This is a genomic window from Shinella sp. GW821-FHT11G07, assembly GCF_058808115.1.
In genome coordinates, this window is sequence record NZ_JBXARJ010000017.1 from 36,787 (window position 1) to 62,160 (window position 25,374).

22 protein-coding genes are annotated in these 25,374 nt (G+C 63.2%); 16 read left to right on the plus strand and 6 right to left on the minus strand.

Annotation, left to right across the window (positions count from 1 at the left end; all coding sequences use genetic code 11):
- Nucleotides 1–183 precede the first annotated feature (183 nt).
- Nucleotides 184–666 (plus strand): Lrp/AsnC family transcriptional regulator, encoded by a 483-nt coding sequence (locus AC1RT2_RS26485; protein ID WP_493106794.1) that lies wholly within the window; start codon nt 184–186, stop codon nt 664–666.
- A gap of 156 nt (nt 667–822) precedes the next feature.
- The gene (locus AC1RT2_RS26490) at nt 823–1,683 is read left to right on the plus strand and encodes an urea carboxylase-associated family protein (protein WP_493106796.1); all 861 of its coding nucleotides are present in this window, start codon (nt 823–825) and stop codon (nt 1,681–1,683) included.
- Nucleotides 1,684–1,686: 3 nt separating this feature from the next.
- Here the strand turns inward: AC1RT2_RS26490 and AC1RT2_RS26495 are convergent, their stop codons facing one another.
- Nucleotides 1,687–2,319, minus strand: coding sequence for a Vgb family protein (locus AC1RT2_RS26495; protein ID WP_493106798.1), 633 nt, complete (start codon nt 2,317–2,319; stop codon nt 1,687–1,689).
- Nucleotides 2,320–2,352: 33 nt separating this feature from the next.
- The gene (locus tag AC1RT2_RS26500) at nt 2,353–3,573 is read right to left on the minus strand and encodes a helix-turn-helix domain-containing protein (RefSeq protein WP_493106800.1); all 1,221 of its coding nucleotides are present in this window, start codon (nt 3,571–3,573) and stop codon (nt 2,353–2,355) included.
- A gap of 84 nt (nt 3,574–3,657) precedes the next feature.
- Here AC1RT2_RS26500 and AC1RT2_RS26505 point away from each other — a divergent pair, with 84 nt between their 5' ends.
- Nucleotides 3,658–4,356, plus strand: coding sequence for a DUF899 domain-containing protein (locus tag AC1RT2_RS26505; RefSeq protein WP_493106802.1), 699 nt, complete (start codon nt 3,658–3,660; stop codon nt 4,354–4,356).
- A gap of 48 nt (nt 4,357–4,404) precedes the next feature.
- On the plus strand, nt 4,405–5,619 hold the full coding sequence (locus AC1RT2_RS26510; protein ID WP_069058197.1) for an MFS transporter: 1,215 nt from the start codon (nt 4,405–4,407) through the stop codon (nt 5,617–5,619).
- Between the two features lie 100 nt (nt 5,620–5,719).
- Here the strand turns inward: AC1RT2_RS26510 and AC1RT2_RS26515 are convergent, their stop codons facing one another.
- From AC1RT2_RS26515 to AC1RT2_RS26525, 3 genes are all read right to left on the minus strand, one after another.
- The gene (locus AC1RT2_RS26515) at nt 5,720–5,944 is read right to left on the minus strand and encodes a hypothetical protein (RefSeq protein ID WP_493106804.1); all 225 of its coding nucleotides are present in this window, start codon (nt 5,942–5,944) and stop codon (nt 5,720–5,722) included.
- Nucleotides 5,945–5,954: 10 nt separating this feature from the next.
- A complete protein-coding gene (locus AC1RT2_RS26520) occupies nt 5,955–6,152 on the minus strand; it encodes a hypothetical protein (RefSeq protein ID WP_493106806.1) in 198 nt (65 codons plus the stop codon).
- A gap of 126 nt (nt 6,153–6,278) precedes the next feature.
- Nucleotides 6,279–7,160, minus strand: coding sequence for a helix-turn-helix transcriptional regulator (locus tag AC1RT2_RS26525; RefSeq protein WP_069058200.1), 882 nt, complete (start codon nt 7,158–7,160; stop codon nt 6,279–6,281).
- A gap of 474 nt (nt 7,161–7,634) precedes the next feature.
- Between AC1RT2_RS26525 and AC1RT2_RS26530 the strand changes: the two genes are divergently transcribed.
- The 7 genes from AC1RT2_RS26530 (at nt 7,635) to AC1RT2_RS26560 (ending at nt 15,275) form a co-directional block, all read left to right on the plus strand.
- Nucleotides 7,635–8,654 (plus strand): amino acid ABC transporter substrate-binding protein, encoded by a 1,020-nt coding sequence (locus AC1RT2_RS26530; RefSeq protein WP_069058201.1) that lies wholly within the window; start codon nt 7,635–7,637, stop codon nt 8,652–8,654.
- 86 nt (nt 8,655–8,740) lie between these two features.
- A complete protein-coding gene (locus AC1RT2_RS26535) occupies nt 8,741–9,889 on the plus strand; it encodes an amino acid ABC transporter permease (protein WP_493106809.1) in 1,149 nt (382 codons plus the stop codon).
- Between the two features lies 1 nt (nt 9,890).
- Entirely contained in the window at nt 9,891–10,985 is a 1,095-nt protein-coding gene (locus AC1RT2_RS26540) for an amino acid ABC transporter permease (protein WP_493106811.1), read from the plus strand.
- Nucleotides 10,978–12,423 (plus strand): amidohydrolase family protein, encoded by a 1,446-nt coding sequence (locus AC1RT2_RS26545; protein WP_493106813.1) that lies wholly within the window; start codon nt 10,978–10,980, stop codon nt 12,421–12,423. Before AC1RT2_RS26540 ends, AC1RT2_RS26545 begins: the two co-directional genes overlap by 8 nt.
- Nucleotides 12,424–12,456: 33 nt before the next feature.
- A complete protein-coding gene (locus AC1RT2_RS26550) occupies nt 12,457–14,088 on the plus strand; it encodes a sensor histidine kinase (RefSeq protein WP_493106815.1) in 1,632 nt (543 codons plus the stop codon).
- Nucleotides 14,085–14,681 (plus strand): response regulator transcription factor, encoded by a 597-nt coding sequence (locus AC1RT2_RS26555; protein ID WP_493106817.1) that lies wholly within the window; start codon nt 14,085–14,087, stop codon nt 14,679–14,681. The genes AC1RT2_RS26550 and AC1RT2_RS26555 overlap by 4 nt, the downstream gene beginning before the upstream one ends.
- 108 nt (nt 14,682–14,789) lie before the next feature.
- Nucleotides 14,790–15,275, plus strand: coding sequence for a GlcG/HbpS family heme-binding protein (locus AC1RT2_RS26560; RefSeq protein WP_493106819.1), 486 nt, complete (start codon nt 14,790–14,792; stop codon nt 15,273–15,275).
- A 97-nt stretch (nt 15,276–15,372) separates the two neighbouring features.
- Here the strand turns inward: AC1RT2_RS26560 and AC1RT2_RS26565 are convergent, their stop codons facing one another.
- Nucleotides 15,373–17,442, minus strand: a complete 2,070-nt coding sequence (locus tag AC1RT2_RS26565) for a pre-peptidase C-terminal domain-containing protein (protein ID WP_493106821.1) — start codon at nt 17,440–17,442, stop codon at nt 15,373–15,375.
- 276 nt (nt 17,443–17,718) lie between these two features.
- On the opposite strand from AC1RT2_RS26565, the gene AC1RT2_RS26570 reads away from it, so the two are divergent.
- The 5 genes from AC1RT2_RS26570 (at nt 17,719) to AC1RT2_RS26590 (ending at nt 25,234) form a co-directional block, all read left to right on the plus strand.
- Nucleotides 17,719–18,828: a sensor histidine kinase gene (locus AC1RT2_RS26570; protein ID WP_069058208.1), complete on the plus strand. Its 1,110-nt coding sequence runs from the start codon at nt 17,719–17,721 to the stop codon at nt 18,826–18,828.
- The gene (locus AC1RT2_RS26575) at nt 18,825–19,604 is read left to right on the plus strand and encodes a LytR/AlgR family response regulator transcription factor (protein WP_493106824.1); all 780 of its coding nucleotides are present in this window, start codon (nt 18,825–18,827) and stop codon (nt 19,602–19,604) included. The genes AC1RT2_RS26570 and AC1RT2_RS26575 overlap by 4 nt, the downstream gene beginning before the upstream one ends.
- The gene (gene bcsN, locus AC1RT2_RS26580) at nt 19,580–20,620 is read left to right on the plus strand and encodes a cellulose biosynthesis protein BcsN (RefSeq protein WP_493106826.1); all 1,041 of its coding nucleotides are present in this window, start codon (nt 19,580–19,582) and stop codon (nt 20,618–20,620) included. The genes AC1RT2_RS26575 and bcsN overlap by 25 nt, the downstream gene beginning before the upstream one ends.
- 85 nt (nt 20,621–20,705) lie before the next feature.
- Entirely contained in the window at nt 20,706–22,874 is a 2,169-nt protein-coding gene (gene bcsA, locus AC1RT2_RS26585; RefSeq protein WP_493106828.1) for a UDP-forming cellulose synthase catalytic subunit, read from the plus strand.
- Complete coding sequence (locus AC1RT2_RS26590; RefSeq protein ID WP_493106830.1) at nt 22,874–25,234, plus strand: cellulose biosynthesis cyclic di-GMP-binding regulatory protein BcsB; 2,361 nt, start codon at nt 22,874–22,876, stop codon at nt 25,232–25,234. The genes bcsA and AC1RT2_RS26590 overlap by 1 nt, the downstream gene beginning before the upstream one ends.
- Nucleotides 25,235–25,374: the final 140 nt, after the last annotated feature.

Sequence of the window (25,374 nt, forward strand, 5' to 3'; positions counted from 1 at the left end):
TTGTCTTGCACCAATATCCCCTGTCGTCTGGCGCCGAAACATTGCCTGCGCCCGGTCACGCCAGAGGCGGCCGGGTATCGCGCAATCGTTCCTGGAAACTGGGCGGAACAATATCACGAGCCCTGAAAGCGAATGGACTTCATATCGTCCCGTGTTAGGCTATATGGGTCTATTTTTGTTCAGATGGAGGGTGATTTGCCAGATATTGTGCAGGTTGATGGGTTATTAGACGCGTTCGATCGAAAAATCCTCGAGGAACTCGCCGAGAACGGCCGCATCTCCGTGGCCGAACTGGCGGAGAAGGTTGGTCTGTCGAAAACGCCATGCCAGAACCGGTTCAAGCGCTTGATCACGGAGGGCTTCATCCAGGGGTTCAAGGCGATCCTTAATCCGGCCAAGATAAACCTCGACCACATCGCTTTCGCCGAGGTGAAACTCACCAACACGCAGGAAGACGCGCTCAACAGTTTCAACGCGGCGGTGCGGAAGATCAAGGAGGTGGAGGAGTGCCACATGATCGCCGGCCGCTTCGATTATCTCCTGAAGATCCGCACGCGTGACATCAAGAAATACCGGCTGGTGCTCGGAGAGCGGATTTCCAACCTGCCCTATGTCGCCAGCACCTCCACCAATGTGGCGATGGAGACGGTGAAGGAGCGCGGCTGACCGTTCCAGTCGTGGTGTCGTGCTCAAGCCCGCGGCTGTCGTCTTCCCGCTTGAAATCAATCTTGTTGAACAATACTAATGTTGTCATTCAACAAGTTTGCGTTTGCGCGGAGGGCGATTTCCGGCAGCAGACGGGGAGAAAAAGGGGGAAATGCCATGAAGCCTAGCCCGATAACGACCGCACCGGCTGATGCCGCTGCCCGCAAGGCGATCGCGCCGGTGGTCTGCTACCCGGTCGAAACATTGCCGCGTCCGGATCTTTCGACCTATCGCGCCTTGCGGGACGATCTCGAACTAGTCGAAACCGTCGTCGTGCCGCCGCGCGAAGCAGCGACCTGGTCGGTGCCGGCGGGGCATTTCTGCCGCATCGTCTCCAGCGAGGGGCCGCAGGTCGGCGATCTCAATCTGTTCAACGCGAACGACCTCAAGGAACGGCTGTTCACCGGCAAGACACGCGCGCTGAATGGCACCCATGTCGGCCTCGGCGACCAGCTGTTTTCCAATTTCCCGTATCTGCGCCCCATCGCCACCATCACGCACGACACGCTGGATTGGTATGGTTTCGACGACTTCGGCGGGTCGGTGCATGACGTGATCGGCACGCGGTGCGATCCCTATACGCACAATCTGCTGAGCCACGGCGGACAGTACCACCATTGCTGCCACTCGAACCTGACGCGTGCCTTTGCCGGAAAAACCGGCATGCCACTGCGCGAAGCGGAGACCTATGTGCATGACGTGCTGAACGTCTTCATGTGCACGGGCTTCACCCGCGATACGGGGCAGTATTTCATGAAGGCGAGCCCGGTACGGCCGGGCGACTATCTGGAATTCTTCGCCGAGATCGACCTTCTCGGCTGCATGTCGGCCTGCCCGGGCGGGGATTGTTCGGCGCAGCACTCTTCCGATACGGCGAAGTGCTATCCGATGGTCGTGGAGATCTACAAGGCCAAGGGCCTGCCGGAAGGTTGGGTGCCGCCGCCGGTCAACGGCTACGACGGCACCCACGGCCTGTAGCGCTTAACGCGGGCGGCGGACGGCGCGGATCTTTCCGCTGCTCCCGCCGCCGCAGAAGAAGCGATCGGCGCCGTCGGATTCGAGGCCGGACACACCGGTTCCTTCGGGCATGACGATGGTGTCGAGCACGGTACCGGTTTCCGGGTCGAGACGGCGAAGGTCGCTTTCCTCGCCTTCCCACGTGCCGTGCCAGAGTTCGCCATCCACCCAGGTGACGCCCGTCACCATGCGGTTGCTCTGAATGCTGCGGACGACCTTGCCCGTTTCCGGTTCGATCTGGTGGATCTGCTTGCTGCGATATTCGCCGACCCAGAGAAAGCCCTCCGCCCAGGTAAGGCCGGAATCACCGCCGTTGCCGGGAGCGGGAATGGTGGCGAGCACGCTGCCGGAGGCGGGATCGATCTTGCGGATGCGGTCTTCGGCGATTTGGAAGAGGTGGCGGCCGTCATAGGCGGTGCCGGCATGGGCGGCAACGTCGATCGAACGCAGCAATTTGCCATCGTCCGGGTCGACTGCATTGACCTTGTCGCCGGAGGCGAACCAGACGTTCTTGCCGTCATAGGTTACGCCGTGGACGGGTTCGCCACCGGGGAAGGGGCCGTATTCGCGGATGATATCTGCCTGGGACGTCGTCATCGTCATCTCCTTTGGATTGTTGATGACCCGATGTTAACCGCCTGGCAGCGGACCCGGGAGTAACAAGAGTGTCGAGAAAGCACCGGGTGTCGGCGTCAGCCAGCGCTGGGTGCGCCCGCGGCCGATCGACTGCACCTTTCCTGCTGCGGAAAGCTGTTCGAGTGCGCGCTGTACCGTGCGGGCGCTGGTGCCGAGCGCGATGGCGAGCGCCGAACTGGACCACGCCTCCCCATCGGCAAAGAGCGCCAGCACGTCGGCATGCGGTTCATCGAGCGGGGGCGCGAGCACCGCGACCGGTTGGCCACCGCGCGGCGCCAACAGGAAGCCGTCCCTGGTGGCGGTGATGTCTGCCAACGATGCCAACTCGGCGCGCAGCCGGCCCATTTCCACGCGTAGACGGGCGCGATGCGATTCATCGGCATGCCGGGCGCGGAAGGCGCGAAGCAGCAGGGTTTCCCGGCTGGCATTCTGCGGAAAGGCTTCGGCCAGCGTGCGCAGCAGGGAGAAGAGGATGGGTCGCGTCGCCAGCGACAGCTTGCTCTCTCCACAGCGCAGGACATGGCGGCAGGCGTCGACGACCAGACTGTCCGTGGCCAGTAGTGCCTCGACATCATCCGGAAGCAGCGAACGTTCCGCACCGTTCGCAATCAGCCGCGCTGCCGGTTTTTGCAGGATCGCGGCGTCGGCCTGCACTTCTTCGATGAGGGCCGGGATGCGTGCCTGCCGGGCAGCCTCGATGGCGCGTTGAAAGGCATCGCGCGCGGTCGCCATGCGCAACCGGCGGATCGCAATGCCAGCCGCTGCCAATTCATGGGCGGCGCGCAGCGGCGGGGACAGGGTGGCGGGATCGACGTCAGCGAGCAAGGTTGCGGCATCGTCCAGCCGGCCGATCAGGAGCAGGCGGCGGATAGCAAGGGTGCGGGCGTGCGCCGCATTCAGCCAGTCGCCGTGTGCCGCCAGTGTCGCGCCGGCCGCGGCAAGCGCCTTCACCGGCCAGGTCAGATCGCGTGAGACGAGTGCAATCTCGGCTTCGGCAACGACGCAACGCGCCCGCGCCACGGCCTCGCGCGGGCCGAAGGCACTGGCCGCACTTTTCAGCAGGACCTTTGCCCGGTCGAGATCGCCAAGCTGCGCCATCGCGATGCCGCGCAACGCCAGCGCCGGTGCATCGTCGCGTAGCGCCACGCGGTTCAGCGCGCCGAGCGGATCACCGGTGGCAAGGGCGCGGGCAGCGGCCGTGATCATCGAGTCCATGGTTTTCCCGTCACACTTGTAACTCCCACGCTCCCGGACCCTGCGCCTATTCTTGGTTCATCGAAACAAGAAAGGATGTTCGTGATGCGCAATCAAGTCGTTTCGCACGAGGACTGGCTGAAGGCCCGCCTTGACCTGCTCGCCGAAGAGAAGGAGTTCACCCGAAAGCGCGAGGCGCTGACCCGCCGCCGCATGGCGATGCCCTGGGAACGGGTGGAGAAACACTACGAATTTCAAGGACCGAACGGCCGGCAATCGCTGGAAGAGCTGTTCGAGGGGCGCTCGCAGCTCCTCGTCTATCACTTCATGCTCGGCCCGGATTGGCAGGAGGGCTGCACGCATTGCTCCTTCTGGGCGGACAATTTCAACGGCATCCCGATCCATCTTGCCCAGCGCGACGTGACCTTCAAAGCGATCTCGCGTGCACCCCTCCAAAAGATCGAGGCCTATCGGCAACGCATGGGCTGGAGTTTCCCCTGGGTGTCGTCGGGCGGCAGCGATTTCAACTTCGATTACCAGGCTTCCGCCACACCGGAAGAGCTCGCAGACGGCCGTGCCACCTACAATTTTCAGATTCGTTCGAACACGATGTCGGAAATGGTCGGCGTCAGCGTCTTTTACAGGAGCGGGCCGGGCGAGGTGTACCACACCTATTCCTGCTACGCGCGCGGTGTCGAGATGGTGAACGGTGCCTATCACTTCCTCGACCTCGTGCCGAAGGGCCGCGACGAGGATGGCCTTCGCTATCCGATGGAATGGGTGAAGCGGCACGATCAGTATTGATTTTGGGGCGGCTCAGGCCAAAATCGGCCGGCCGCGAAGGAGATGACAATGATCCATACGCATTATCGCTGGGTGATCGTCGCTGCGGGCGGCCTGCTCGGCTGCATCGCCATCGGCGCGATGTTTTCGCTGCCGGTCTTCCTGCTGCCGATCGCCAAGGATACCGGCTGGTCGGTGACGGGCGTTTCCACCGCCATGACCATCGGCTTCCTCGCCATGGCCTTCGCCAGCATGTTCTGGGGTGGGCTTTCCGACCGGGTGGGGCCGCGGCCGGTGGTGCTGGCCGGCTCGGTGCTTCTGGCGGCGAGCCTTGGGCTCGCCAGCATCGCGACGTCTCTGGTCGCGTTTCAGTTCGTCTTTGGCCTGCTTGTGGGCGTGGCGGCGGCAGCGGTCTTCGCGCCGATGATGGCCTGCGTGACGGGCTGGTTCGACACGCATCGCAGCCTCGCCGTGTCGCTGGTTTCGGCGGGCATGGGCATGGCGCCGATGACCATGGCACCCTTTGCCGCCTGGCTGGTTTCCCTGCATGACTGGCGAACATCGATGCAGATCATCGCGGTCGTGGTCGCTGTGGTGATGATCCCGACCACGTTCTTGATCAGGCGCCCGCCGGCGCTGGAGGCGGGCGGTGAAGGCCTTGCAGAGATGGATGAGGCGCAAGAAGGCATGACGACGCGCGACGTGATGAAATCACCGCAGTTCATCATCCTGTGCCTGACGAACTTCTTCTGCTGCGCCACCCATTCGGGACCGATCTTCCACACGGTGAGCTACGCCATCACCTGCGGCATCCCGATGATCGCGGCAGTCTCGATCTACAGTGTCGAGGGACTGGCCGGCATGGGCGGCCGTATCGCCTTTGGTATCCTCGGCGACCGGTTCGGCGCCAAGCACATCCTGGTGCTCGGGCTGCTCGCGCAGGCTTTTGGCGCGCTCGCCTATGTCTTCGCCGGCGGGCTCGCCTCGTTCTACGTCGTCGCCGCGATCTTCGGCTTCATCTATGCCGGCGTCATGCCGCTCTACGCGGTGATCGCGCGGGAAAACTTTCCGCTGCGGTTGATGGGCACGGTTATCGGCGGAACTGCCATGGCGGGAAGCCTCGGCATGGCGCTCGGTCCTGTCGCCGGCGGGCTGATCTACGATACCTTTGCCAGCTACACATGGCTCTATGCCGGCTCCGCGGGCATCGGCATCGGCGCCTTCCTGATCGCCATGACGTTCAAGCCGGTGCCGAAGGCGCGGGAAGCGCTGGCAGTCGCTTGAAGGAAGGGACGTGACAAAGGAGGCAGTCACCGCATAGCCGATCGCCTCTTCCTCTTCCCGCCATGTCGACCGTGATCCGGCATGGCGGGGAAGGTTTTGTTCAAGCTGCGCCGGCGGGGTCGCCTATCGGCATCAGGGCGGGGTTCGTTGCCTGCTCCCGCTTGATTTTCTCTTCCTCGCTCAGCTGCTCGTCGTCCTTCGTCTTATCTACCGCGTCGGGATCGTCGTTGGCGGGCAGGCGGCCGCGGTTGGCTCCTGGGCCATCCCGACCGGGCGGCTGTTCCACGCTGCCGGGAGCACTGGGCTTCGGTTTTTCGATTGTCATGGTCGACTCCTCAAAAGTTCAAGAACTGCCCGGGGTTCCGGCGCGCGCGCATGAGAAGGTCCAGCTCGCGCTTGGAAGGGCCGAACTTGTCGAAAAGGCGCTTGGCTTCCTGCTGCGACAGGTCGTAGGCCCGGCGGAAGGCTTCCACTGTATAACGGTCCCCCGACAGCCTTCTGTGGTCAGGGAAGAGCTTGGATTGGTCCTGCATCTGCAATCACGCCCAATGTCGTTGACGGTGCCTCAACCGGCAGGGGCGGCGATTGTTCCCAACGAATTTTGGAAAGGTTCGGGCGGGTCGCTCCCGCCCGGCGACGCTCGGGGATGAAAGGCGTTGTCAGGCGTGCAGCATGTCGCCTGTCAGCTTGGCGCGACGCGTGAGATAGCCGGCAAGCGGATCGTCGAAGGCGTTTTCCGCTGAGCAGACGGCATCGAGGAACAGGGAGAACAGGGTGGCCTGCGAGGTGACGTCCAGTTTTGCGTAGAGATTGCGACGGTGCAGCTTCACGGTTGTCGGTGCGATGCCGAGTTTTGCCGCGATCTCCTTCGCCGCGTGACCGCGCAGGATCAGTTGCACGACCTGACATTCACGGTTTGTCAGAACGCTGCGGCCAAAATTGCGCACCGCCTGCGCCAGCGCGCTTTGCAGGAGCGCTTCGCCTTCCTGGCCCCCGGGGCGGAGATCGCGGTAGTGCCGGACGATCGCCTTCACCAGGAGAGGTGTCGCGGTGCGCAGAAATGCCAGGTCCGGGCTCCTGAAGCCCGGCCGCGCGTTGCGCCGGGCAAGCGAGATGGCGAACTTGGTGTCCGCGTCGAGGCTGACGAGCACGTTGATCTCGTCCTGCATGCCCGAATATTGATAGAATTCGCGGTAATAGTCGCTGTCACCGAAGCCGCTGTCGAGCTGACTCAACTGGTGCACCCCGTCGATGCCTTCTTCCAGAGTCAGGCGGTAGAAGGGGTCAAGCCGATAATAGCCCTGCAGATATTGCTGGATATTGGAAAGGCCGCGGTCGGTGCGCCAGTCGTTGAACAGGATTTTGGGTGCGATGCCGCGGCGGTAGAGCAGCACGAGGCTGGCGTCGAAGGCGATCTGCTGTTTCAGGGCATTCATGATGCGCTCCTGAAAATCCAGTCGGCCGATGCCGTCCAGCAGTGCCATGGCAAGATCCGCAATCGCTGCGACCTGCTCATCCCCGTTTCGTGTTTCGACAGTCATGCCTTCTCCGTGGCCGATGGGGCTCCATCCTCGCCGCCCCAACTTCATGCGCGGTTTGCGATTGTCGCGCGCCGCCAGGAAATACGGAAGAGGCATATTGCACGATCTGCGATCACCATACGGAATCGAGTGCCCGACAGGGGGAAGCCGTCTCCGGGCAGCATTCGTGTGTCCGACGTAGATTGCATACGAGCAGTTGAAGTCGCCGTGTTTTGCCGAGCCGAATTTGCGTTCGGCGGACATTTGTATTGCCAGCCTGCGGTATGGAGGCTGGTTGATGCCTACCCAACATGGGCTCATGTTTATTGCACATCGGAGTTTTTGCTGGATTGTCGACATTCTATATCATGAACTGTTGATGATCCAATTTTTGCATTGTACACAATTATTGCGGTCTGAAAGATCGCACTGAGGTGGCGGCTGCTGGAGGGCGGCATGTCGTCTGCATCCAACAACACCCATGGGAGGGGAAGCATGAAACAGGCACTTCTTTCGATCTGCGCGGCCGCACTGGGCTTGACGATGGCCGGCCAGGCCTCGGCAGCGAGCACGCTGGAAACGGTCAAGGCGCGCGGCAAGCTGGTCTGCGGCGTTTCGCTTGCGACGCCGGGTTTTGCGGCACCCGACGACAAGGGTCGCATGCAGGGCTTCGACGCCGATATCTGCCGTTCAATCGCTGCCGCCGTGTTCGGTGATGGCGACAAGGTCGAGTTCGTCCCGACCAACATCAACACGCGCTTCCAGGCGCTGCAGTCCGGCGAGATCGACGTTCTGTCGCGCCAGACGACCCACACCTTCTCGCGCGATGCATCGCTTGGCCTCGATTTCGGCCCGACGGTTTTCTATGACGGCCAGGGCCTGATGGTGCCGAAGTCGCTCGGCGTTTCCAGCGCCAAGGAACTGACGGAAGCCGCGATCTGCACCCTGCCGGGCACCACGACGGCGCAGAACATTTCCGACTTCTTCCGCGCCATCAACGGCAAGTTCGAACTCGTCGTCTTCGAAAGCCCGGACGAAAACCGCGCCGCCTTCTATTCCGGTCGTTGCGAGGCGATCACTTCGGACCGTTCGGACCTCGCCTCGATCCGCGCGGTTGCCAACAACCCGGCCGACTACATCGTGCTGCCGGAGACGATCTCCAAGGAGCCGCTCGCACCGGCCTTCCGCCAGAACGATTCCCAGTGGGGTGACATCGTTTCCTGGTCGGTCTGGATGCTGATGGCCGCCGAAGAGAAGGGCATCACCCAGGCGAATGTCGACGAGAAGCTGAAGAGTGAAGATCCCGACGTGCAGCGCATGCTGGGTGCCACGGAAGAGCTCGGCAAGATGCTCGGCCTCGACAACAAGTGGGGCTACAACGTCATCAAGAGCGTCGGCAATTACGGCGAAGTGTTCGAGCGCAATGTGGGCGAGGGCACCAAGCTCGGCCTGACGCGCGGCCCGAATGCGCTCTGGAACGCAGGCGGCATGATCTACTCGCCGCCGATCCGCTGATCGCTTTCTCCTTTTAGCGATCGTCCCGGGCGCGCGCATGGCGGTGCGCGCGCCCATTTCTTTCCCAAGTCTGGCGGCGAGGATTCATGGCTTTCCTGCATGACATGCGCTTTCGCGCCTATTTTTATCAAGTCGTCGCGGTCGGCTTCGTCGTCCTCGTCGGCTGGACGATGTTTGCGACGGCGAGCGGCAACCTTGCCAAGCAGAACATCGCGACCGGCTTCGATTTCCTGACGCGACCTGCCGGCTTCGTCATCACCGAGGCGGCCATCGCCTTCGAAGCGACTGATACGGTCGGTCGGGCGATCCTCGTCGGCATCGCCAATACGGTGAAGGTCTCGCTGCTCGCGGCCTTCTTCGGCACCTTGCTCGGCCTTGCGGTGGGCATCGCGCGTATGTCGCGCAATCCGCTGCTGGCCCGTCTCGCGCTCATCTATGTCGAGCTTTTGCGCAACGTGCCGCTGCTGCTCTATCTCTTCCTCTGGTATTCGCTGATCATCCTGATCCTGCCGCCGGTCAAGCAGGCGCTGAACCTCCTGCCGGGCGTCTACCTCTCCAACAGTGGCCTCGTCGTGCCGGCGGCCGTCGTGCAGAGCGGTGGTGCCGCGCTGTTCGCCTGCCTTGTCGGCGGCGCTGCCGTCGCACTTTTCATCCGTATGATGGCGACGCGCAAGCGTATTGCGACCGGCCAGCCGAACCATGGCGGCCTGATCGCGATTGCCGTGCTTCTTGCACCCGTACTCCTGCTCTGGTTCACCGGTGGCTTCGCTGTCGACTGGGATTTCCCAACCGCCGGCAAGTTCCGCCTGACGGGCGGCTTGCATGTGCGGCCGGAATTTGTGGCACTGCTCTTCGGCCTGGCGCTCAGCGTTTCGGCCAATGTCGCGGAAATCGTGCGTGCCGGCATCCAGGCCGTCGACAAGGGGCAGTGGGAGGCATCCGCCGCACTCGGCCTTGCGCGTGGCAAGACCATGCGCCTCGTCGTGCTGCCACAGGCGCTGCGCATCATCATCCCGCCGCTGACCAACACCTATCTCACCGTCTTCAAGAACAGTTCGCTGGCGATTGCCATCGGCTATCCGGACCTCGTCATGGTGTCCAACACCGTGATGAACCAGACCGGCCAGGCAATCGAGACGATCGCGATCTTCATGGGCGTCTACCTCGCGCTGTCGATCACCATCTCGCTCATCATGAACTGGTACAATGCGCATGTCGCGCTGAAGGAGCGCTGATATGGCCGACGTCCAAATGCTTGCTCTGGCCCCGCCGCAGCCAGCGCCGACTGCTCAGCGTTTCGGCAAACTCTCCGCCTATTTCGGCACGCCCGGCAATACGATCGTCAGTCTCCTGTCGATCGCCGGCATCCTCTTCATCGCCAAGCTGGCTTTCGGCTGGCTGGTCGTCGATGCGGTGTTTTCCGGCGCGGGCGAAGCCTGCAAGGCGGCAAGCGGTGCGTGCTGGCCCTTCGTGGCGCAAAAACTGCGCTATATGGTCTTCGGCTTCTATCCCTATGAGGAGCAATGGCGGCCGCTGCTGGCTCTTTTGCTGCTCTTTAGCGCCTGCGGCTTTTCCATGGTGCCGCGCTTCTGGAGCCGAAACCTGCTCCTCGCCTGGATCATCGTCATCCTGCCGGTGCTCTATATCCTCATGGCGGGCGGCGTTTTCGGCCTCACGCCGGTGGCGACGACGAGCTGGGGCGGCCTGCCGCTGTCCTTCCTGCTCTCGTTCATCGGGTTGACCCTCGCCATGCCGCTCGGCATCGTGCTGGCTCTGGCGCGTGCCTCCAACCTGCCGGCGATCCGCGTACTGGCCGTCGGCTTCATTGAGATCGTGCGCGGCGTGCCGCTGATCAGCATTCTCTTCATGGCGACGGTCATGCTGCCGCTTTTCATGCCGGACGGCGTGACCATCGACAAATTGATCCGCGCGCAGGTGGCGATCATCCTCTTCGCCTCCGCCTACATCGCCGAGATCGTGCGCGGCGGCCTGCAGGACGTGCCGGCTGGCCAATACGAGGCCGGCAAGTCGCTCGGGCTGCACTACTGGCAGGTGATGCGCAAGATCGTGCTGCCGCAGGCGCTGAAGAAGGTCATTCCGCCGATGGTCGGCCTGTTCATCGGCTTCTTCCAGGATACGACGCTCGTCACCATCGTCGGCCTCGTCGATTTCCTCGACACAGTGCGGTCCGCCATCCGCGATCCGGAATGGCAGGGCATCGCGGTGCTCGAAGGTTATCTCGTCGCCGCCGCCGTCTACTTCACCTTCAGTGCCCTGATGGGCGCCTACAGCCGCTTCCTCGAACGATATTTCAGGACGACCCATGCCTGACGTCAGCGTCATCCGAAACGCCCATACCATCGTCGTCTACGATGCGGCGAGTGGCGGCCATGCCTATCTCAACGATGCCGACGTCGCTTTCGATGAAAGCGATTTCCTGCACATCGGCGGCCGCTATGACGGCCCGTTCGTGCAGGAAATCTCCGGCCGCGACCGCATGGTCCTGCCGGGCTTCGTCAACGTGCATTGCCATTCCGGCGAGGAGCCAATCTCGAAAAGCCTGTTCGAGGACCAGGGCACCGCCGCCCTCTGGGGCCAGGCGATGTACGAGTATTCCACGCTCATCGAAATCAGCGACGACGCGGTGAAGGCGGCACTCACCGTCATGCTCGGCGACCTGCTGCGCAGCGGCGTCACCACCTTCGTCGACATTGCCGGCCCGCACGAATGCTGGTTGCCGACGCTGGCACAAAGCGGTGCGCGCGCCTATGTCGCTCCCGGTTTCCGCGAGGCTGCCTGGCATGTCGAGAACAGCCATCGGCTGGATTTCCGTTGGAACGAAGCGCGCGGCCGCGAGGCTTTTGCCCGCGCGCTGGAAACGGTCGATGCCGCCGAAGCCCATCCCTGCGGCCGGCTCGGCGGCATCGTCGCCCCGGCGCAGGTCGAGACCTGCTCGCCGGAGCTGTTGCAGGAGGCGGCGGAGGCCGCGCGCGGCCGCAAGGTACCGATCACCATTCATGCTGCCCAGACCATGGCCGAGCACGAAGAACTGCTGCGCCGTCACGGCCTTACCGCCGTGCAGTATCTCGAAAAACTCGGGCTTCTCGGCCCGGATCTCATCCTCGGTCACTGCATCTTCCTCGACAGCCACAGCTGGACGCGGCAGCGCACGGCTGACGATCTTGACCGTCTTGCGGCCAGCCGAACGAGCGTTGCCCATTGCCCCGTCACTTTCGCGCGGAGCGGGATGGTGCTGCAATCGGTCGGCCACTATCGCCGCAGCGGCGTGAACGTGGCACTTGGCACCGACAGCTACCCCTTCAATATGCTGGAGGAGATGCGGACGGCGTTGATCAATGCCCGCATTGCCGGTGGCACGGTGTTCGACCTCTCGACGGCCGATATCTTCGAGGTGGCGACACTCGCCGGGGCAAAGGCGCTCGGCCGCAGCGATATTGGCCGCATAACCAAGGGCGCCAAGGCGGATTTCTCGCTGATCGACCTGAAGCATCCCGGCATGCAGCCGGTCTACGATCCCTTGCGCAACCTGTTGCACTGTGCCGCCGAGCGCGCGGTCGCGGCCGTCTATGTCGATGGCGCCTGTGTCATGGAAAACGACCGGCCGACCCGCGTCGACTATGACGGTGCGCTGGCGGAATTGCAGGCGGTGCAGGACTTTGCGGTGCGCCGTTTGCAGGCGAACGATCCGCGTGGGCGATCGGCATCCGAGCTGGCGCCGCTCTCCTTGCCGGTGCTGCCGCATCCGTGATGCTGCGGATCGCCAAGGGGTTGGGGAAGTCCTATGATGCTCACCCCAACCCTCGACCCGGCTTCACCTTCGATGCATCGACGCCTGACCTTTCTTCGCTCCCCAGCCGCCCTTGCCGGCGGCTGGCTGCTGCTGCTTATAGCCTTCGGTCTTTATTCGGCGGCAAGCCACCGGCAGCTGCTGGAGCAGGAGGTGTCGGAAAGCGGCCGTTCGCTGCAACGTGCGATTTCCCAGCGCGTCGCCCAGCATGATGCCCATCTGACGAGCCTGAGCGCCCTTGGCCTCGCGCAGGCGCAGCCATCGCAGGATTTCGATCTCGTCGCTCGATCGATCCTGCGGTTCTATCCGCGCATCGTCGCCATCGATCTTATCCGCCTGTCGCCGGGCGAGGAGGCGAGCGTGGTGAGTTCGGCGACATCCGCCGACGGTTCGACGGTGGATCCCGCGGAGGTTGCTCGGGCCGTGGAGGGGCTTGCATCCGGCAAGGCCGCCTATGGCCCGGATGCCAAGCCTGGCCATTATCGGCTCATGAAACGCATGAACGATACGATGGCGGTCAGCCTCGACATCGACGGCGCAAAACTCGTCGAGGGTGAAGAATTGCCGCGCTGGGCCGCGCTGGCGCTTTCGACGGCAAAGGGATTGTTGTTGGAGGTCGGTGCAAGACAGCCGGCGGCATCCTCATTTCTCGCCCGCACCGTTCGTTTCGAAGCGCCGGTCGCGAGCGCCACGCAACCGTTGCGGCTTTCCTTGGCGCGGCAGGTCACGTTGCCGCAGCTTCTTCCACCGCTGCCTTTCGCCCTGTTTGCCGCGATCTCGCTTGCCGGTCTCGTGCTCGTGCGCTCGCTGCTGCGGCATCGGCAGGATGCGGCGCTTGCCCGTGAGGTGGCGGAGGCTGCGTCCCGGCGGGAGGCGCTACGCCAGCACGAAACGAAGCTTGCCCATGCGCTGCGCATCAACAGTATGGGCGAAATGGCCTCCGGCATCGCCCACGAACTCACCCAGCCGCTGACGGCACTGCTCAGCCAGAGCCAGGCGGGACGGCGCATCGCGGCGGCAAGCGGCTTGCAGGATACACCGATCGATAGCGTGCTCGCCGCCAATGTGCTCCAGGCAAAGCGTGCGGCCGATATTCTCGTGCGGCTGCGTGCCTATGTCGGCAAGAGCGCCCTGGAGGCGGGCGTGCACGACCTTGGTCGCCACGTCGCCGATATCGTGGCACTGTCGCGCATCGACCTCGACCGGCGCGGCATCGTGCTTAACGTCGAACTGCCCGAGGCGCCGGCGCTGGCACGGATCGATCCGGTGGAGATCGAGCAAGTGATCCACAATCTCATTCGCAACGCCGCCGATGCGGTGGAGCAGGCCGGTAGGGCAGATGGCCGGGTTCTGGTCTCGTTGAAACCGGGCTCGGCAGACAGTTTCGAGATCGTCGTCTCCGACAATGGAACCGGTATTCCCTCCGACATCCTGCCGCGGCTGTTTGAACCGTTCTTCTCCAGCAAGCCGGACGGCATGGGGCTGGGGTTGAGCCTGTGCGAAAGCATCGTCGAGCGCTTCGACGGCAGCATTGCAGGGGAGAACGGGGTAGCGGGTGGCGCGGTCTTCACCGTGCGGCTGCCGGCGGCGCGGGAAACGGAAAGAAGAGAGGAAGCAGCGGAATGACGATGGCGCCGGTCTATCTGGTCGATGACGACGAGGGGGTGCGCAACGCATTGTCGCTGTTGCTCGGCACCTACGGCATTCGCATCGAAACGTTCGGCGATCCGACTGCATTTTTGGCGCGGGCGTCGAAACTCAAGCCGGGGGTGCTTCTTTTGGATCTGCGCATGCCGGCGATCACCGGCTTGCAATTGCATGAAAAGCTCGGCGCGATCGGCTGCGACTGGCCGACGATCATCTGCACGGGCCATGGCGACGTGCATGCCTGCCGCCGGGCGTTCAAGGCGGGCGTCGTCGATTTCCTGACGAAGCCGATCGACGAGCAGGTGCTGATCGAGGCGCTGCAGCAGGCCTCTAGCGCGCTGGATCAGCAGGCGGAGCGGGCGGAGGCGGCGCAGCTTGTCGCGCAACTCACCGATCGCGAGCGCGAGGTTCTGGACATGGTCGGGCGCGGCTGGTCGACGCGGGAGATTGCCGAAACGCTGAACCTGTCGCCTCGCACGGTGGATACGCACCGGGCGAACATCGCCCAGAAACTCGGCACGACCTCGGTGGCGGAGTTCGCGCGGCTGGCGTTGATCGGGCAGGCTCCGTAATCCTACGGACCGCGCTCCGTCCGTCCACCGATACCGCAGCGGGCGGAAATCTCCGAAAAGAGGGCCGTCGCCGCCAACGAGACCGAGCGGCCCCAGATGGAGATAGACATGAAGACGTTCGTTGCCACTGCCTTTGCCGCTCTCGCCCTTGCCGGCGCTGCCCAGGCTGACGTTCTCACCGAGCGCAACATGCCGCTCGACATCGCAGTCGAAGCCGCTGACGCTGCCGTTAAGGCTTGTGCCGCCAAGAAATTCAACGTGACGGTCGCTGTCGTCGACCGCGCCGGCGTCACCCGCGTCGTTCTGCGCGCTGACCGCGCCGGCCCGCATACCCTCGACAGCGCCGTCCGCAAGGCGTTCACGGCCGCTTCCTTCCGCACGCCGACCCAGAAGATCGCTGAAAACGTCGGCAAGAACCCGGCTGCTGCCCAGCTCGTGTCGATCGAAGGCCTGCTCGTCCTCGCCGGCGGCGTTCCGGTAAAGGCCGGTGAAGAAACCATCGGCGCCATCGGCGTCGGCGGTGCACCGAGCGGCGATATAGACGACGAATGCGCCCGCGCCGGCGTCGACGCCGTCAGCGCCAAGTTGAAGTAAGCCAAGCTGCGTCCAGAATGAAGGAAGCCCCGGCGTCGTGTGGACGCCGGGGCTTTTTGCTGTTTAGAGTGGAGGTCTGGCCCCCCACGCTCGGTATTTAGAGAATGAAATCGCCCTTGACGAACTCGACCGTATTGTCGAGCCGGATGGCGAGGTCGAACTTCCCGTCACCGTTGACGTCCCCATAGAGGAAGGTGTCGCCGTTCTTGTTCTCGTAGCGCAGCTCGCCTGCCTTCTTGCTGAAGGCCTTTTCACCGATGAACGTGAAGGCTTCGTTGGCCGAGGTGGTGGACCGAGCATCGATTTTGGAAAGGTCGATCTTGTCCTTCTGGCTTTGCGAAAAGTCGTAAATCACATCCTGCGCGGTGGAAATGCTGTCCTTGTAGCTCTCGAACACGAAGGTATCCACACCGGAGCCACCGTAGAGCTGGTCGGCGCCAGCGCCGCCATAAAGCTTGTCATTGCCGGCAGCACCGCTGAGCCGGTTTGCGCCGATGTTGCCCGAGAGAATGTCGGCATGCGCCGAGCCGGCAAGGCCCTCGATGGAAGCATAGGTGTCGCCTTTTGCTTCGCCGCTATTGAGCGACGGGTTTGCCAGGTTGGCCACGACGCCGGACGTCGCATCCTTGTACGAGGCGGTGTCCGTGCCGCTTCCGCCAGAAAGCCCATCGGCGCCGGTGCCGCCGATCAACACATCATTGCCGCCCCCGCCGATCAGCTTATCATTGCCGGCATAGCCGTAGATCGTCGTGTTGTTGTCACCACCCGTGATGCCATCAGCCGCCGAGGTACCCTTGAGCAACGCTTCATTGGACACGGCGGAGATCTTGAAGGTGCCCTTGACGGAGGAAGAATAGCCGGCGATGTCGAGGAAGACCTTTCCGGTATTGTTCGCTGTGAACTCGATGACCGCCGATGTGTCTGCGTCCGAGGAAATCACATTGCCGTTTGCGTCGCGCAGAACCAGTTTGAGGCCGTTGGCTGCCGCGCTGCCGGTTCCGCTTGCGGTGAACTTGTAGGTGACTCCGGCTTTGACGGAGAAACCGTACCAGTCGCTGTCCGCCTGGACATCAATCTTGCCGCCGAGGCTTCTGCCAACGAGCAGGCTGCTAGTCGTTTTGACGTTGTTGAAGACGGTGTCGAGGCTGGGATTGGCGACGATGTACTTGCCGATGTCGGTGCCATTGTCCTTGACTTCGATGAAGTAGGTGCCGCCGGCTGTGGGGGTGAAAGTGACGAGGCCGGTGGCAGACGAGTAGTTCGTCTCACCCGCCACATAGGTGCCGTTGGCATCGCGCAGGAAGATGTCGCCATCGGGCAGGCCGCTCGTGCCGGTGCCGGTGACGGTGAAGGCGTAGCTGATGCCGGCTTTGAGGGTGACCTTGAACCAGTCGGAATCGCCGCGCACATCCACGGCGCTGGTGATGCTCTTGCCGGTGGCGAGTGTAGCTGTGGTCGAGATGTTGCGCAGGATGGTATCGGCGCCGACCCAGCTCAAGTTATAGTTGCCGACGTCGTTGCCGTTGTCCTTGACATCTAGGAAGTAGACACCTGTCTGGTTTGCTGCATAGGCGATGGAATAGCTGCTGCTGCTGTAGTTCGTATCGCCGGCCACCCAGTTGCCGTTGGCGTCACGCAGGAAAAGATCCGCGTCCGGCAGCGAGGAGCCGCTGCCGTCACCGGACACGACGAAGCCATAGTCAAGGCCGGCCTTGAGGCTGATCTTGAACCAGTCGGAATCGCCAGCGACGTCCACGGTGCTCTTGACGGTCTGCCCTTGCGCGAGTGTGGACGTCGTGTTGACGTCGCGGCGGATCGTGTCGTTGCCGAGCCAGGTGAGGATGTAGTTGCCGAAGTCACTGGCATTATCCTTGACGCCGACGAAGTACGTGCCGCCGGCGAGCGCCGAGAAGCTGATCGTCATGCTGCTGGAGGAGTAGTTCGTTTCGCCTTCGAGGTAGTTACCGTTGGCGTCGTAGAGATAGAGGTCGGGATCGGGCAGGGTGGAGCCGGAACCGTCGCCGGAAAGGCGGAAGCCGTAGTCGAGCCCTGCGGAAAAGGCGGCCTTGTACCAGTCGGCGTCGCCGGCCGATGTCAGGGCGTTCTTGATGATCTGGCCCTTGATGATGGTTGCGTTCGTCGATGTGTTGCCGGGAATGCTGGACATAGGAATGAACTCCTCGAAATCGATACGGGATTCTGTTGGCTGCGGCGGACGGCAAAACCCGCACGCGGCACGGCAGGATCAATCGTCGACCACACGAAAAACTTTGCTGGTCGCCGAATCTCGATCGTTCCCGCCGCGCTTGGCACAGAGCACGGCGGGGTAACCGGAGTGAGCGGTTTTCTGCGAATGGCGTTCTGGTGGCGACGAACGTCTATCGACAGTCGGGCCATTGCGAGAAATAGTCCCGTCAGGATGCGGTTGAATGCGAGGTAGGAAATGGCCAGTCTGACCGAGGCCGGCTTCGGTCTGGTAGCACGGGGCGACAAGGGACGAGAAAGGGGGCGGGCGGAGCAGCGCGCGGCCATTCGCAAGCTTGCCGCCGCCTATTGGGCCGCCGTATTCGTGTCGACCAGCGTGTTGTGGGCCATTGCCGGAACCGATCCGGTTGAATCGGCGCCGGGCAAGCTTGCGTCGATCGCTTTTGCGCTGTTGCTCACTATCGGGATGACCTGGTTGTTGAAACGGACGCTCGCCCGGCCCTTGTGGCAGCAGGCTGTGGCTGCCTTCGGCCTTTCCCTGCTCGCCACGCCGATTTCGGCGGGCATCGATTTCCTTATCTATGTTGTTTGCGTCTATCCGGAGCCGGCGCTTTTAGACCCGCGCGAGTTCGCCTTCGGGCTGATTTTCGGCATGTCGCTGTTCTTCGGCTGGTGCTGCCTCTATCTCGCGCTCAGCTACAGTTTTGCGCTTGCCGAAGGCGAACGCCGGATGGCGGCGCTGCGGGAGGAGGCCCTGTCGGCGCAGATGCGCGCGCTTGCCTATCAGGTCAATCCACATTTCCTGTTCAATACCCTGAATTCGATGGCCGGGCTCATCGAGGAGGGCGCCAATATCAATGCGCGCGCTATGGTGCTTCAGCTCTCCGGCTTCCTGCGCAAGACCCTGTCGCTTGATCCGACGCAGGACATTCCGCTGCACGAGGAGCTGGCCTTGCAATCGGATTATCTGGCAGTGGAAAGCACGCGCTTTTCCGATCGCATGAACGTTGTGTTCTCGGTGGACGACGCGGCGCGGAGTGCTCGTGTCCCACCGCTCATTCTTCAGCCGATCTTCGAGAATGCGGTGAAGTACGGTGTCGGTGCGACACGCGGCGCGGTGGAGATCGCGCTACGCGCCGAGGTAAAGGATGGAGCCCTTGCCTTGACAGTCGAGAATGACGTGCCCTTGGACATGAAGGGAACACTGCCGCCCGGCATGGGCATAGGGCTCAGGAATGTTGCCGACCGTATGGCAACCCATTTTTCGGAAGGCGCCACGCTTTCGAGCGGCTATGTCCGGCCGGGCCGCTTCGCTGTTTCACTGATCCTGCCGCTGGTGCGTTCATGACGGAAATTATAGATTTGACGGCGATCGTCGTCGATGACGAGCCGATCGCGCGGCGGCGTCTTTCACGCCTGCTGACATCGATCGGCGGCGTGCGTGTGGTCGCGCAAGCGGGTGATGTCACCGCTGCGATAGATGCGGCGCGCGAGCATGCGCCGGATCTTCTGCTTCTCGACGTTCAGATGCCCGGTGGCGATGGTTTCGATGTTGTCGATGCGCTCAGGGACAATGCTCCGGCCATCGTCTTCGTGACGGCTTACGACCATTATGCGCTGCCCGCCTTCTCCGCCGATGCGGTGGATTATCTGACGAAGCCGGTGGAGGAGGGCCGCCTTGCCGCGGCGCTCACGCGTGTCCGGCAACGCGTTGCAACGCGCAATGCGGCGGAGCGCCTGACGGAGATGACGGCGGCGTTCGAGGCACTTCGCCAGGCGGTGCGGCAGGACCAGAATGGCCTGCCACCGTTCTGGGTACGCTCGCGCGGCCGGCTGGTGCGCGTGGCTGCCGCCGGTGTAACGCGCATCGACGCGGAGCGAGACTATGCCCGTATCTATGCGGATGGTGAAACCTACCTGCTTGACGAGACGCTGGCATCGCTCGAAAGCCGGCTGCCGGCGGAGCAGTTCATCCGCGTGCATCGCAGCACGATCCTGCGCACAGAGGCGATCAAGGGGTTTCGCCGGGGGCGGCACGGAGCATGGGCGGCGGAGCTTCGAGACGGCAGCGAGGTGCGCATCGGTCGCAGCTATCTGTCTTGCATGAAGCTGGTGGCACCGTAGACTCGTTATTTCTGGGCATTCCTATTCGCGTCAGTGCGAAATATGAGTGCTGTATGGATGATTCGGCGGCGATTCGTTTTTTTGATCGTGGCGGCAGGGCGTTCCGTAGGGCGGCCCTTGTTGCAGCGACCGCGGCGGCGGCATTGGCCGGCGGCTGTGCAGCACGGCCGGGTGTCGGCGTTGCGACACAGTCTACGACGGTTCCGGCCACCAGCGCCCTGGTGCTTCCCGCGCCAGGGACGCTGTCGATCGTCAACGTGATCCAGCGCCAGTACACCAACGCGATCGAGCAGCAGGTCGCGCTTTCCACGTCGGCGGCGACATCGGGGCAGAATTTCCTGAGCATCCAGGCCTTCGGTCCGGCGGAGACGGTGGCGATGTCGGGCGGTACGCTTGCCTTCAAACCGGTCTTGCATTCAGCGATTCGGTCGGAAATCCGGCGCTATTTCGGGGGGCGTCCGATTGCGATCTCGTCCAATTTCGTGCGCAACAGCTACGGACCGTTCGGCTATGCCTACGGGCGCGGCGCCGGCGATGACGGCTGCCTCTACGGCTGGCAGCAGGTCCGCTCGGACGAGGCGGAACGCAACCGGATGAACAGTTCCGGGACGCTTCAGATTCGTCTGAGGGTCTGCCAGTCGGGCGCTTCGGAAAAAGACCTGGTCGAACTGATGTATGGCTACACCATCGTCGGCGGCTTTGCCGGCAAGACCTGGAACCCCTATGGCACGCCGGCTTCAGTCGATCGCCAGATCGGCGGCGGAGAACCGCTGCGGGTTGCTGTCGAGGACCGCAAGGTTCCGGTCGCCGTGCGCGTGGAGACGCCGCAGCGCAGTGTCAGGGAACGGCGGTTGCCGGAAGAAAAGCCTGTGCGGGCGGTGGACACAATCGATACGGACAAGGCCGTTCTGGTTCCCTCGCCATCCGGCGGCACAGCGGTGACGGGGGATGAAGCAGTGGTCGTGCCGTCACCCGTTTGTGTTGCTGATGCATCCGGATCGGCAACCTGTAATTGATTTTTTGGGCGCGGCGCCCTAATTTTTGCTTAACATAATGGTGCGTAAGGTTCCGGACAGGCGCTATGACGGCGAAGGACGGCATATGAGACATACCGGTACGATCATTCTTTGGGCGCTTGTCTCCGCCCTCGTGATCCTTGTGATCACCCTGCCGATCAATTTGCAGACGCAGCTCATTGCCAGCATTGCGGTTGTCACCTTCATGGCGGTGATCAAGGTGCTGCGCGCCGAGGGCATCTGGCGGCTGATTGCGCTCGCCTTCGGCACGGCCGTCGTGCTGCGCTACGTCTACTGGCGCACCACCAGCACGCTGCCGCCGTTGAACCAGCTCGAAAACTTCATTCCCGGTTTCCTGCTCTACCTCGCCGAAATGTACAGCGTGATGATGCTGGCGCTCAGCCTTTTCGTGGTCGCGATGCCGCTGCCACCGCGCAAAAGCCGGGCGGCAGGCGAGGGGCCACTTCCTTCGGTCGATGTCTTCGTGCCGAGCTACAACGAGGATACGGCCCTTCTCGCCAACACGCTCGCCGCTGCCAAGGCGATGGACTATCCGGCGGACAAGCTGACGATCTGGCTGCTCGACGATGGTGGCACGGAGCAGAAGCGCAATGCGGCCGCAGTGATTGAGGCGCAGACGGCGACCGCCCGCCATCGGGAACTTCAGGCGCTGTGCCGTGACCTCGACGTCAACTATCTCACCCGCGCCCGCAATGAGCATGCCAAGGCCGGAAACATGAACAACGGCATGCAACATTCGACGGGCGAGCTGATCGCCGTGTTCGATGCGGACCATGCCCCGGCACGGGATTTCCTGCGTGAAACGGTCGGCTACTATGCCGATGATCCCAAATTGTTCCTCGTCCAGACGCCGCATTTCTTCCTGAACCCGGATCCGCTGGAGCGCAATCTGCGTACGTTCGAGACGATGCCGAGCGAGAACGAGATGTTCTACGGCATCATCCAGCGCGGCCTCGACAAGTGGAATGCTGCCTTTTTCTGCGGTTCGGCCGCTTTGCTCAGCCGCCGTGCGCTGAACGAGGCCGGCGGCTTCAGCGGTCTTTCGATCACCGAGGACTGCGAAACGGCGCTGGCGCTGCATTCCCGCGGCTGGAACAGCGTCTATGTCGACAAGCCGCTGATCGCCGGCCTGCAGCCCGCGACCTTCGCCAGCTTCATCGGCCAGCGCAGCCGCTGGGCGCAGGGCATGATGCAGATCCTGCGTTTCCGTTTCCCGCTGTTCAAGCGCGGGCTCTCGCTGCCGCAGCGGCTCTGCTACATGTCGTCGATGCTGTTCTGGCTGTTTCCGTTTCCGCGCACGATCTTCCTGTTTGCGCCACTCTTCTACCTGTTCTTCGATCTGGAAATCTTCACGGCGTCGGGCGGCGAGTTCCTCGGCTATACGCTCGCCTACATGCTCGTGAACCTGATGATGCAGAACTATCTCTACGGTTCGTTCCGCTGGCCATGGATTTCCGAGCTCTACGAATATGTGCAGAGCGTGCACCTGTTGCCGGCCGTCGTCTCGGTCATGCTCAATCCGACCAAGCCGACCTTCAAGGTCACGGCGAAGGACGAGTCGATCAAGGTGGCGCGCCTGTCGGAGATCAGCCGACCGTTCTTCGTCATCTTCGGCATTCTGTTCATCGCCTTCCTGATGAGCATCTATCGTTTCTATTCCGAACCCTACAAGGCGGACGTCACCTTCGTCGTCGGCGGCTGGAACCTGCTGAATCTCATCATTGCGGGCTGTGCCCTCGGCGTCGTCTCGGAGCGCAGCGAGAAAGCATCCAGCCGACGCGTGACGGTCAAGCGCCGCTGCACCTTCGTGGCCGGCGAGCGCGAATATCCTTCGACATTGGAAAATGTCTCGGCGAATGGCGCGCGCGTGCAGGTCTTCGGGCTGGAGCCGGACATCGCGGTCGGTGAAAACTGTTTCCTCCGCTTCACGCCCTATGGCTCCGAACACGAAGAGGCGCTGCCGGTCGATGTGCGCAATGTCGAGGCGCTTGGCAGTGTCGTCGCCGTCGGCTGCCGCTTCATGCCGCAGGCTGCGCGGCACCATTCGCTCGTTGCCGACCTGATTTTTGCGAATTCCAACCAGTGGAGCGATTTCCAGGTGTCGCGGCGCTACAATCCCGGTCTCTTCCGCGGTTCACTGTGGTTTCTCGGCATTGCAGTCTTCCAGACCAGCCGCGGGCTTCTCTATCTGGTGCGCAGCATGCGAGGCGGGCGCAAGGGGGAGGCGGCGTGATGCCCGTGAGCGCAAAGGCCGTGCTCTTCGGCCTCGCCCTGTCTCTTTCCGCCTCGGTCGCCTTCGCACAGGAGGGATCGACGCCCTTCGACATGTCGGGGGAGCGCGGCCCGAGCGTTGAAAAGACGCCGGAGCAAGGTGGCGCCGGTGTCACGGCGAAGGATGTCGCCAAGGACGTAAAGGTGTCGGAAAAGAAGGCGGCCACGCCCGACCTTGCCACCCGGCGTTACATCATTCCCGCGAAGTCGCTGCTTCTCGAAGGCGAAACTGCCGGCCAGTCCTTCCCGGTCTTTCTGACCCCGCAACAGGCGGCCGGCGCGACGTCGATCAGCCTCGGCTACTCCAACGCCGTCGTGATCGCGCCCGAATCCTCCAGGCTCACCGTCATCGTCAACGACGTCATGGTGGGGGAGATGCCGGTGCAATCGGCGGAGGGGACGAAGGATGTCCGCTTCGACCTTCCGCCCGGCTTGCTGCGGCCGGGCGTCAACCGGGTCAGCTTCAACGCCATCCACCGTCATCGCACCGACTGCACGATCCGCTCGACCTATGACCTGTGGACGGCGCTCGATCCCGCGCGCACCTATCTCACCGTGCCGGCGGACACCAGTGGCCGGTTGCTGACGACGGACGATATCGCCGCCATCGGCCTCGGCCCGACCGGGCAAACGAAATTTGTCATGGTCGTGCCGGAAATGGGCCAGCCCGCCAGCACCAATGCGTTGATGCGTCTCAGCCAGGGCCTGGCGCTGATGGCAAAGATGCCGAACCAGACGTTTTCCGTCGTCAATGCACTGCCGGCGACGGCCGCCGCCGGCGAACTGACGGTGCTGGTCGGCACGGCCGGCGATCTCGCACCCCTTCTGCCGGGCCTGCCTGCCACGGCACGGACATCGGCCGTCGCCACCTTCGTGGATGCGCCGGCCGGCGACCGCAAGGTCTTCGTCGTCAGCGGCCCGGACTGGCCGTCGATCGAAGGGGCGGTGGAGGGCATGGTCTCGCCGATCGACCGTCCGCTTGGGGTTTCGCGCGAGGCCTTGAGCGTGCGCCAGCGCAATGCCAGCGAGATGCCGCTCCTGACCGGTGCCACCACGCGCACGCTGGCCTCCTTCGGCGCGCGCACCAGCGAATTCAGCGGGCGCCGTTTCCGCACCGGTTTCGATCTCGGCATTCCATCGGATTTCTACGCCGACGCCTATGGCGAGGCGACGCTGCTGCTCGATGCGGCCTATTCGCCAGAGGTGCTGCCCGGCAGCCATGTGGACATCTATGTCAATGGCAACATCGCCTCGACGGTGCCGATCACCAACCGCAATGGCGGCATCTTCCGCCACCTGCCGATCCGCGTGACCATGCGGCATTTCCGGCCCGGCCCGAACCGTATCGATATCGAGGCGGTTCTTATGACCCAGGCGGACACGGTCTGCGCGCCCGGCGCCAGCGCGCTGGCGGAGCCGCGCTTTGCGCTTTTCGATACGTCCGAGTTCAGGACGCCGCGCTTTGCCCGCATCGGGCAATTGCCGAACCTCGCCGCACTTTCGGGAACCGGCTTTCCCTACAATGGCCAGGCCGATCCGACCGCGCTCTATCTCGATCGCCTCGACGCCGCGACGCTGTCGACGGGCGCCACCTTCCTCGGCAAGATGGCGGTTGCGAGCGGGCGCGCGCTGCTGGTCCGGCCGGAAGCGTCGGCGCTGGCGATCGGTGAGCGCAACGCGGTCCTGATCGGCACCATTTCCCAGCTTCCGCCGCTGGTGCTCAGCCAGACCCATATCGCTGCCGAAAGCGCCTCCTCCTGGGGGGCACAGGTCGCGGGCGAGGGGCGCAAGGAAGCGACACGGGAGACGTTCGATTCGTGGCAATCACGGGTGCGGGAAGGCTCGTGGAACGGACAGATTACCGCGCTCGAAACCTGGTTGCAGGAGACGCTCGATATTTCGATTTCCTCGCTTCGCCTGCTGCCGGGCGAGGAGGCGCCGATCGAGCCTGACGATACCGCACGCTTCTTCATCGCACAGGGCGACAGTCCCGAGCGTACGGCGACTTGGACGGTGCTGTCGGCGCCGACCGGTGCGGATCTTGAGGCCGGCATGGCCGCCGTGGCGCAGGATCTTCGCTGGCAGCAACTCGACGGCCATGTCAGCCTGGACAGCAAGAGTTCGGAAGCGCTCGACACGCGGGCGGTAAGCCGCACCCGATTCGTCGCCACCCAGCCCTGGAGCTTTGCCAACATGCGGCTTGTCGCCGCGAACTGGCTCTCCTCCAACATTCTCGCCTATGCGGCGGTGTTCTGTGTCCTGTCGATCCTGCTCGGTATCGCCACGTCGGGGCTTTTGCGGCGCTTCGGACGAGAATCCTGATCGGCTTGTTTACCGGCGGTTAACCCTATCGCGCTTTTATCAGGGCTGGTTGGCTCTTCTTGGGGGACATGGCGACATGTCCCGGCGTTCCTGACGCATGGTGTCGTCGCGGTCCAAGCCGGAGTCGAATGTGAGTGATG